This window comes from Cryptobacterium curtum DSM 15641, assembly GCF_000023845.1.
Taxonomy (GTDB): Bacteria; Actinomycetota; Coriobacteriia; order Coriobacteriales; family Eggerthellaceae; genus Cryptobacterium; species Cryptobacterium curtum.
The window spans coordinates 1,609,405-1,617,804 of sequence record NC_013170.1 but is presented as its reverse complement, the minus strand read 5'-3'; the positions used below and the strand labels follow the sequence as shown (position 1 = coordinate 1,617,804).

The window sequence follows — 8,400 nt, the reverse complement described above, 5'->3', positions numbered from 1 at the left end:
TAGATCAATTACCTGCGGAAACATTAGTATCGAATGGGTAATCTCAAAACAAGCAGTAAGAATTTTATATTTCCGCTATTTTTTGATAAACGGCGTCACCATAGTCGGTAAGAATTCTTTTTTTCTTCGCAACGGTTTCAATAAGATTATTTTGCTCGAGCTTAACCATCAGCGCATACGTACTCGACATGGCGATATTCATCATTTGAGATAATTCACTGACTCCTACAGCACCTTCATGGGCAAATATCGTAAGAGCCATTTTTTCTCGATCTGAAAGAGGAGGTATGGGTGTTCCGTTGCTGGTAGTTGGGGTAAACGAGTAATTGTTTGTATGAGGTAGCTGTACGTTATGCGATGATGGTTGGGTATACGTATTATACGAGGTGGATCCTATTTGTGTATGATGAGCTGGTATTTCTTTCATGCTTAAGGTGACTACTGCTCCCGTTGTGAGGTTGTCTTCTATCGTTATGGAGCCATGAGAAATATCAAGATACTCTTTTACTAATGGCAGTCCGCTTCCGACCCCTCGGATGTATTGTTTCATTGGTTCTATAGCAGACGTAAACCCCGGAAGAGTTGCCTTTTCTTTATTGGTGATGCCAGGGCCTTGATCGCAAAAACGAATGGTATTTCCTTCATCAAGGATAGAAACAACCACTTCAGAGAATTGAGCGTGAATAAAATTTTCTGACATTTCCCTAATAGCAGAATATGGTATTTTCCCGCCAAGCTTACGTTTTTGTTCATCAACACAGTCAGCAAGCTTTTCGATGTATTCAGCGGTTGGTGCGGGGTCAATGTCGATAATACGTGGTGCCATTTTAGGATCGTCATAAACAGCGACTCGCGCTTTTGTGGGAACAAAAGAATAGTCAAAAGAAGTATTAGACGCTTTTGCTGTATCTTCCACTTCTTAGCTCTCCTTTTTATTTACCCAGTTAAATAGTAATTTCTTTTATATTCATCACAGTATTCAGCGAACTGCTGAATAACTTTCAGAATTCAGCAGTATAAAGCGCTAGATACCGCTATTCTACGCGGTATTCTCGGGTTTTTCCCTATTAAATTCAGTTTTGAGAAAAAATTAAAAGTCCTTTTACATGGGGTATTCAGAGTTTTCAACATTTTGTTCAAGACAAGTGGAAAACAGTGAAGAAAGAAAGAAAGAGTGAAAAATAAAATGGTGAAAAGAGACCATATTGGGGAAAATTTTGGTGTAAAACGCTTGTTCGTCTGTAATATACAAACTGCAGGTAGATCCTTTTTATGTTTTACGATGAACAGAGATTTTCTTGCATCTATTTGACCTGCATTAATGTAAATATGGACTATAAAATACCAGTTCAGATAGGTAGTTTATAAAATATTCAATAATGTAAGTAGGCGAAAAATAAGATTAAAAAATCCTTCTCATAACTGAAAAAATGTGGTAGCGAAAAAGTTTTCCACATCACTTTTCGAATGAAATGCTAGTTATTAACATTTTCCACAGTAATCCTGGGGATTATTCCTTGGATTATTCCTCTTTTTTAGAAAGGATTCCCTATTCTCTTCCCTTTCAATACTAATTGTTGAATATTCAGCGCTCTGAGGTTTCTAATCATAGAAAAGAAGTGAACCTGTCAGGGGTATTGCTTGACGTTTCGACTTTCTCTTACTACTCTTTTGAAGTTACTCTTTTAGTAAGAAAGGGGTAGGGCCATGAAGCGCACCTATCAACCAAATAATCGTAAGCGGGCAAAATGCCATGGGTTCCGCGCACGCATGTCTACTAAAGGTGGGCGCGCTGTTCTTGCTGCGCGTCGTGCTAAAGGACGTCGGCGTCTTACTGTTTAAAAGGGGTTGTGTTGGAAACTATTAAAGCCAGCACTGATATATCCCTTTTGTTTTCACAGGGAACGCGTTTTAGTACGTCTTGTATAACGCTTCTTGCTATCCAAGTGGACGATCAACACGACCCAGTGGGTCGTGTTGCTTTTATTGCAGGGAAAAAGTTGGGGAATGCTGTTTGGCGCAATATGGCCAAACGAAGGATGCGTTCTATCTGCCATGAACTGGGAGGTCCTTGGGATGGCTACCACATTGTTTTTCTCGCAAAAGCATCGCTAATGAATCAAGAATATAGTAAAGTTCTCCATGCTTGCCAAAAGCTCCTGCGTCGTATGATGGAAGAGATGGCGGATTAGCGTGAAGAAGATTTTAACGTGTCTTAAAAAGGTACCAACCCAATTAGCTATCTTTTTGATTGAGGCTTATCGGGTTACGCTGTCCCCTCATTTTCCGGGATGTTGTCGATTTGAACCCACGTGCTCTGAATATGGGTTGATAGCGTTTCGTCGCTATGGGTTTTGTAAAGGATTCGTTTTAACTGCTAAACGAATTTTAAAGTGTCACCCGGGTGGTCCTCATGGATATGACCCAGTGCCTTGAAGTATATTGTCGAATTTTGTGAGGGGATAATCATCCATGTGGGATGCCTTTAAAGATTTCATTTTCTGGTGCATCAGTTTCTTCTACAGCTTTTTTGGCGACTGGGGTATGGCTATCGTCACGGTGACGATTATTTTTCGCTTGCTTGTTTATCCTCTTATGCAAAAGCAAATTAAGTCTTCTTTCCAGATGCAGAAAGTTCAGCCGCTCCTGAAAGAAATTCAAACGAAATACGCTGACGATCAGCAGCGCATGCAAGAAGAAATGCAGAAGATTTATGCTGAGGCTAAATTTAATCCTATTGCCGGGTGCCTACCGATCTTCTTGCAAATGCCTATCTTTATTGCCCTTTTCCAGGTATTGCAGGAAATGACAACCCGTACTCAAGGGTCGACATATCAGTTCTATCATCTGGTTCCTGATTTAACACTTTCGCCTTCATCAGCCTTTGGACAGGGTGTTCTTACTTTTATCCCCTACATCATTTTGCTTCTTATTTTTGCGGGAGCAACATTTGCTCCGATGATTCTTCAGCAGCGCGGACAAGCAGACAGTGCTCAAAAACGCCAGACAATCATGATGAGTGGCTTTATGAGTCTGTTTATGCTCTTTATTGGTTGGACCTCTCCTGCTGGTGTACTCCTTTTCTGGGGTGCTTCGTCGTTGTTTGGTGTTGCTCAGCAACAGATTACTATGCGGGTGCTGAAGCGAGAAGATGAAGCAAAACAGGCAGAAGTTATTGAAACAAAGCCTGTTGAGGTTGATGTGACTCGCAAAGTAAAGAAAAAGCGTCCCACGAAGACCCGTTAAGAATAGTTTGCTGCAGTCTCCTTTTAAAAAGAGACTGTTGGTATATATCTCGAATGGAGGAATAATGGCTGAGTTGGCAAGTGATATACCTGAAGGAGAATTAACTTCGGAAATTCAAGAAGGAATTTTTGAAGTAGATGAAGTAGAAGCAGTTGAAGTAAGTGAAGAGATTGATCAAGTGCATCAAGTAAATGATCAGTCAGATGATGCTATATCTGAAGATGAACTTGATACGATTGCTGATACTGCTATTGCTGCTTTAGAAGATATTCTCAAGTATTTCAACGTTGGTGAAGTTGAAATTGACGAATATGAAGGAGATGAAGGCGAACTCATTCTTGATATTACCGGCTCTGACTTGGCTGTTCTCATCGGTCGGCATGGCCGGACGCTTGATGCTTTGCAATTCCTTATTTCAGCGATCACTTCTCGCAAAATAGGATATCGATATCCCATTGTTGTTGATGTTGAAGGGTATAAAAATCGTCAGCGTGAAAAGATAGAATCACTTGCCCTTTCAGCGGCAAAGCGAGCACTTTCCCAAAGTCGTGCGATAAAGATGCGACCAATGAGTCCATATGAGCGTCGTCTTGTCCACATGGCTCTTCGTGATTTTGAAGGAGTGCAAACGGGATCTGAAGGCGAAGGTAGTTCGCGTCATGTCGTTATTGAGCCGGTTGATTAACCATTTGAACTCTCTATTTTCTGATTAGTTTCACGTGAAACAATAAAAGGAGTGTTGCATGAAGCGGCACTCCTTTTATTATGTGTGAAGATAAACATGAGAATGAGAATCGGCGAGGGAACTATTTGTGCAGTATGAGATAAGTAGTCACAAACAAGCTTGTATGGAGCAGTATCTTAAGGCTGTGCTTGAGGTAAATAAGAAAGTAAATTTGACGCGCATTGATTCTTTTAAACAAGGATTGTTACTTCATATAGAAGATTCGCTTGGAGGTCTTCCAGAATTTATGGATGCTCTTTTAGGTCCTGCGCTTGATCTTGGTTCGGGTGGAGGCTTTCCTGGTGTTCCCTTATCATTAGCTGCGGAGCGGCCGATAGTTCTTCTTGATTCAGTTGAAAAGAAAGTAAAAGCTGTTCGCACAATTCTCTCTGATCTTAACCTTGGCTCATCTATTTCAGCGCAAGTGGGACGCGCTGAAGAGAGAGCGCTCAAATCCCCCTCTTCATTCAGTGTTGTTGTTGCTCGAGCGGTTTCATCACTTCCTTCACTTTGTGAGCTTGCCTCTCCCCTTCTTCATAATGACGGACAGCTTATTTGCTATAAGTCAAATGAATATCGCGATGAATTAGAACAGGCGAAAGCCATTAGTAAAAAAGTTGCTATGAAATTTGTTTCAGCGCGAGAATTGGTATTAAGTGACGATGTGACAGAGCGAACCATTATTGTGTTTGAAAAATCGGGCGAGCCAACCGTTAAGCTTCCGCGGCGTCCAGGAATGGCTCAGAAACGACCGTATAAAGAGTAGATACCTATTGTTTCACGTGAAACAACGTAATTTGGTTTGTTGGATAGGAAAATCTTTATGGGAAGAATCTGTTTCACGTGAAACAGACCGATGCCTCGATATAATCGGATAAACCAAGTGGAAAGGGGATCATGTGAGTCTGTTTGACAGCTTTAGGCGTGATAAGAAACCTCACGCAGCAGCAAACAATGACACGACATCAGAGGCGAGCACTGTGTCGAGTGAAGATGTTGCTGAGAATGAAATCAGTTCATCAGGAGAGATGATTACTGAAACCACTGAAGAAGAAAAAACCCAACCCATCCAGGCTGAAGAGCAGATTCCTATTGAGAAGCGTCCTCTTAAAGGGTTAGATGAAAAGAAACCTATCACTCATACGATTGGTGAAACAAAGATTATTGCCATCATCAATCAAAAAGGTGGGGTTGGTAAATCAACAACAGCTATTAATCTTTCAGCTGCATTAGGCGCAAGTGGAAAAGCTGTTTTACTGGTTGATCTTGACCCACAGGGCAATGCGACAAGCGGGTTAGGGATTGATAAAGGACAGATATCCTACGACATCTATGACGTTCTTCTCTCTGATGCTTCAGTTGATACAGCGATTGTTGCTGATGTTTGTGAAGGATTAGATGTTCTACCGGCAACTATTAATCTTGCCGGTGCTGAAGTAGAGCTCGTTAATGAAATGGCTCGTGAGAATCGCCTTAAGTCAGCCATTGGATCGCTGCGGGGAAAATACGACTACATTCTTATCGACTGCCCCCCATCGCTTGGTCTATTGACGGTTAATGCTCTCGTAGCTGCCGATAAACTTTTGATTCCCATTCAGTGTGAGTTCTATGCGCTTGAAGGTGTGACAAAACTTCTTGATTCAATGAAGCGTGTCAAAAGTATGCTCAATCCAAGTTTGGATATTTATGGGGTTCTTTTAACGATGTATGACGGGCGAACAACGCTCTCAAAGCAGGTCGCAGAAGAAGTTCGCCGCTATTTTGATAAAACGGTATTCACTACGATGATTCCGCGAACCGTAAAACTTTCTGAAGCACCAAGCTATGGACAGCCTATTACCGAGTATGATCCCTTAGGTAAAGGCGGGCAAGCGTATTTATCTTTGGCGAAAGAAGTGATTGCACGTGGCTAAACAAAAAAGAAGTGGACTTGGGCGAGGACTGAATTCTCTTTTAGGCGAAAGTCTGGGAGAAATTAATCAAAAAGATGCCGATCAGCAGCAAACTACTGCTGATGAGGCAGCAGTTTCTGTACCCGATAATACACAGGAGAAACCATCATCAGCGGTGGCAGCGAACAATCACGTGGTGCAGCGAGCAGAAACAGAGATTTCAGAAGAAGCTGTAGCAAGTGCGACAATAAAAGAACGGACTACTCCGTCGAAGTCGGTTCATTCCGCACGTGAGGTAGCTGCAGAACAAGCTGTTCAACGAGCTGTTATTAAGGGAGAAGAAGCTCCCGTTCGCCCTTATATAGAAGAAGATGATCATGTCACTATCAAAGGGGTTGCCGTTCGCGAGACAAGCCGACCTCCTGTGAAAGAGCCATCAAGTGAGGAAGTCCCGCTTGATACGGTAAAGCCAAATCCCGATCAGCCGCGTACCCATTTTGATGTTGAAGAAATTGCTGAACTCGCTCAATCAATCGAAAAAGAAGGCCTTCTTCAGCCAATTCTTGTTCGCAAGGTAGATGATGGATATCAGATTATTGCGGGCGAGCGCCGGTGGCAGGCTTGCAAAAAGCTTGGTATGAAGACGGTTCCTATTCGCGTGAAAGATGTCGAAGGCGACAAAGCTCTTGAACTTGCTCTTATTGAGAATATCCAGCGCTCTGATCTTAACCCCATTGAAGAGGCATATGGTTACAAACGCCTGATGGAGCGACAGGGGCTGACTCAATCTGAGGTAGCACGTGCCGTTTCAAAAGGGCGTTCAACCATTGCAAACGCTTTGCGGTTGCTTGAGCTGCCTGAAGATGCGCAGCAGCTTCTTTTTGAAGAAAAGATCACGGCAGGACATGCTCGTGCCATTCTTTCTATTCCAACAACAGAAGGACGACAGAAACTTGTTCGTAAACTGCAAGAGGAAAAGCTCTCTGTTCGCGAGACAGAATCACTTGCTCGTTTGTTTGCTGGCCAGCTTCAAACAAACAAAGAATCAGTAAAGCGTACACCGCTGCCTACTTCGTTTAAGCGCGTTGCACGCGGTTTGCGAGAGAACTTAGAAGCTGATGTTCGCGTGCGGTCTGTTAAAGGAAAAAATAAGATCGAGATTTCGTTTAAGGACGAGGCCGATCTTCAGCGTCTCTTTAACAAGATTGTTTCAGAGTAAGGATGATAAATTACCTTTTCGAGAGTGCTTTGCTTTAAGTTCATAAGGCTAATAGTTATATGTAATAGTTTACGCCCTGAAAAAACGACCTCTCAGAATTTGTTCTGAGAGGTCGTTTAGCCATTAAATGACTCCTTATTCATCAGAGTAGAATTTCCCCGTTAGAGGGGATCTCAGTACGTTAGTTTGTCTTGAGACCTTGTAATTTATTTTTGAGTTGCCCGCACGCCCCATCGATATCGCTCCCGCGCGACGATCTGATTGTCGTTTCCCATCCTCGCTGCTCGAGTACTTGTTTCCATGTTTTCATAGTCTTTTGTGGGGAAGGTCGGAAAGGGCTTTCTTCTATATTGTTCATTGGAAGCAAATTGATATGAACGAAAAGTCCCGAACAAAAAGAGGACAGCGCTTCAAGATCGGTAGTTCCATCGTTAACTCCACCGATCATGAGATATTCAACGCTTGGTCGTCTTCCTGAAACACGGGCATATTCCTTAAGTGCTTGTTTAAGGCGGGGGAGCGGCACGGTTGAGCAACGAGGCATCAGTTGATTGCGCTTTTCCTGGATAGCTGAATGAAGGGAAAGAGCGAGAGTGTATTGCTGGGAAAGATGAGCGAAGTGATCGATTCCAGCAAGTATTCCACACGTTGAGACGGTAATATGTCGTGCCCCAATACCGAGGGGCTCATTAATAATCTCAAGCGCTGCAACGAGATTATCGTAATTGAGAAATGGTTCACCCTGTCCCATAGCAACAGCGTGTGAGACACGCATATTCATGTCTCGCTGAACGGTAAGAAGCTGTTGAACCATTTCACCCGGCAGGAGACTGCGCGTTAGTCCTTCGGTTCCCGTCGCACAGAATGAACAGGCCATCGGACATCCTACTTGGGTAGAAAAACAAACCGTCAGATGCTCAGGCGTTCCTTCAGCGGTCTTGGTACGCGAGGGGATAGCAACCGTTTCCACTTCGGCGTTGTCGGAAAAGGCAAGCACGTATTTTCGTGCGCCATCACGCGAGATTTGTCGATCTATGATACGTGGGGGAGCAAAAGGCATTTGATGAGCAAGGCTTTTTCGTAAGCTAAGGGGAAGATCGGTCATTTCGCCATAAGACAGGGTTCCACGCTCATAGACCCAGCGGATAATCTGGCGCGCACGAAATGCGGGCAAGCCTTGTTCGGTAAGAGATGACGTTAGCCTCTCAAGTGAGTATGCATCGATTGACGTATTCATGCTGCGTATTATAGGAACTCACAAAAACTGTTTGCTATACTTTTTGCTAATTAGGGAGGAATTGTGCTCCCTTTTTATCGAC

At 43.2% G+C, this 8,400-nt stretch carries 10 protein-coding genes; 8 read left to right on the top strand and 2 right to left on the bottom strand.

All coding sequences use genetic code 11. The features are described 5' to 3' along the window. Window positions 1-64: 64 nt before the first annotated feature. Window positions 65-916, bottom strand: a complete 852-nt coding sequence (locus tag CCUR_RS07060) for an ATP-binding protein (RefSeq protein WP_015778957.1) — start codon at window positions 914-916, stop codon at window positions 65-67. Between the two features lie 791 nt (window positions 917-1,707). Here CCUR_RS07060 and rpmH point away from each other — a divergent pair. The 8 genes from rpmH to CCUR_RS07025 all read left to right on the top strand — a co-directional run bounded on the left by rpmH (window position 1,708) and on the right by CCUR_RS07025 (window position 7,081). Continuing rightward, a complete protein-coding gene (gene rpmH / locus CCUR_RS07055) occupies window positions 1,708-1,842 on the top strand; it encodes a 50S ribosomal protein L34 (protein ID WP_015778956.1) in 135 nt (44 codons plus the stop codon). A gap of 8 nt (window positions 1,843-1,850) precedes the next feature. Continuing rightward, window positions 1,851-2,192: a ribonuclease P protein component gene (rnpA, locus tag CCUR_RS07050; protein WP_245526097.1), complete on the top strand. Its 342-nt coding sequence runs from the start codon at window positions 1,851-1,853 to the stop codon at window positions 2,190-2,192. A 1-nt stretch (window position 2,193) separates the two neighbouring features. Then, window positions 2,194-2,436, top strand: a complete 243-nt coding sequence (gene yidD / locus CCUR_RS07445; RefSeq protein ID WP_015778954.1) for a membrane protein insertion efficiency factor YidD — start codon at window positions 2,194-2,196, stop codon at window positions 2,434-2,436. A gap of 36 nt (window positions 2,437-2,472) precedes the next feature. Then, a complete protein-coding gene (locus CCUR_RS07045) occupies window positions 2,473-3,246 on the top strand; it encodes a YidC/Oxa1 family membrane protein insertase (RefSeq protein ID WP_015778953.1) in 774 nt (257 codons plus the stop codon). A gap of 64 nt (window positions 3,247-3,310) precedes the next feature. Next, window positions 3,311-3,931, top strand: coding sequence for a Jag family protein (locus tag CCUR_RS07040; RefSeq protein WP_015778952.1), 621 nt, complete (start codon window positions 3,311-3,313; stop codon window positions 3,929-3,931). A 163-nt stretch (window positions 3,932-4,094) separates the two neighbouring features. Next, window positions 4,095-4,736 carry a 16S rRNA (guanine(527)-N(7))-methyltransferase RsmG gene (rsmG, locus tag CCUR_RS07035; protein ID WP_041225317.1) on the top strand — a complete coding sequence of 214 codons (642 nt, stop codon included), beginning with the start codon at window positions 4,095-4,097 and terminating at the stop codon, window positions 4,734-4,736. Window positions 4,737-4,998: 262 nt separating this feature from the next. Further along, window positions 4,999-5,883, top strand: a complete 885-nt coding sequence (locus CCUR_RS07030) for a ParA family protein (protein WP_015778950.1) — start codon at window positions 4,999-5,001, stop codon at window positions 5,881-5,883. Continuing rightward, entirely contained in the window at window positions 5,876-7,081 is a 1,206-nt protein-coding gene (locus CCUR_RS07025; protein ID WP_015778949.1) for a ParB/RepB/Spo0J family partition protein, read from the top strand. Before CCUR_RS07030 ends, CCUR_RS07025 begins: the two co-directional genes overlap by 8 nt. Before the next feature lie 181 nt (window positions 7,082-7,262). Here the strand turns inward: CCUR_RS07025 and rlmN are convergent, their stop codons facing one another. Further along, entirely contained in the window at window positions 7,263-8,318 is a 1,056-nt protein-coding gene (rlmN, locus tag CCUR_RS07020; RefSeq protein ID WP_015778948.1) for a dual-specificity RNA methyltransferase RlmN, read from the bottom strand. Between the last annotated feature and the right edge of the window lie 82 nt (window positions 8,319-8,400).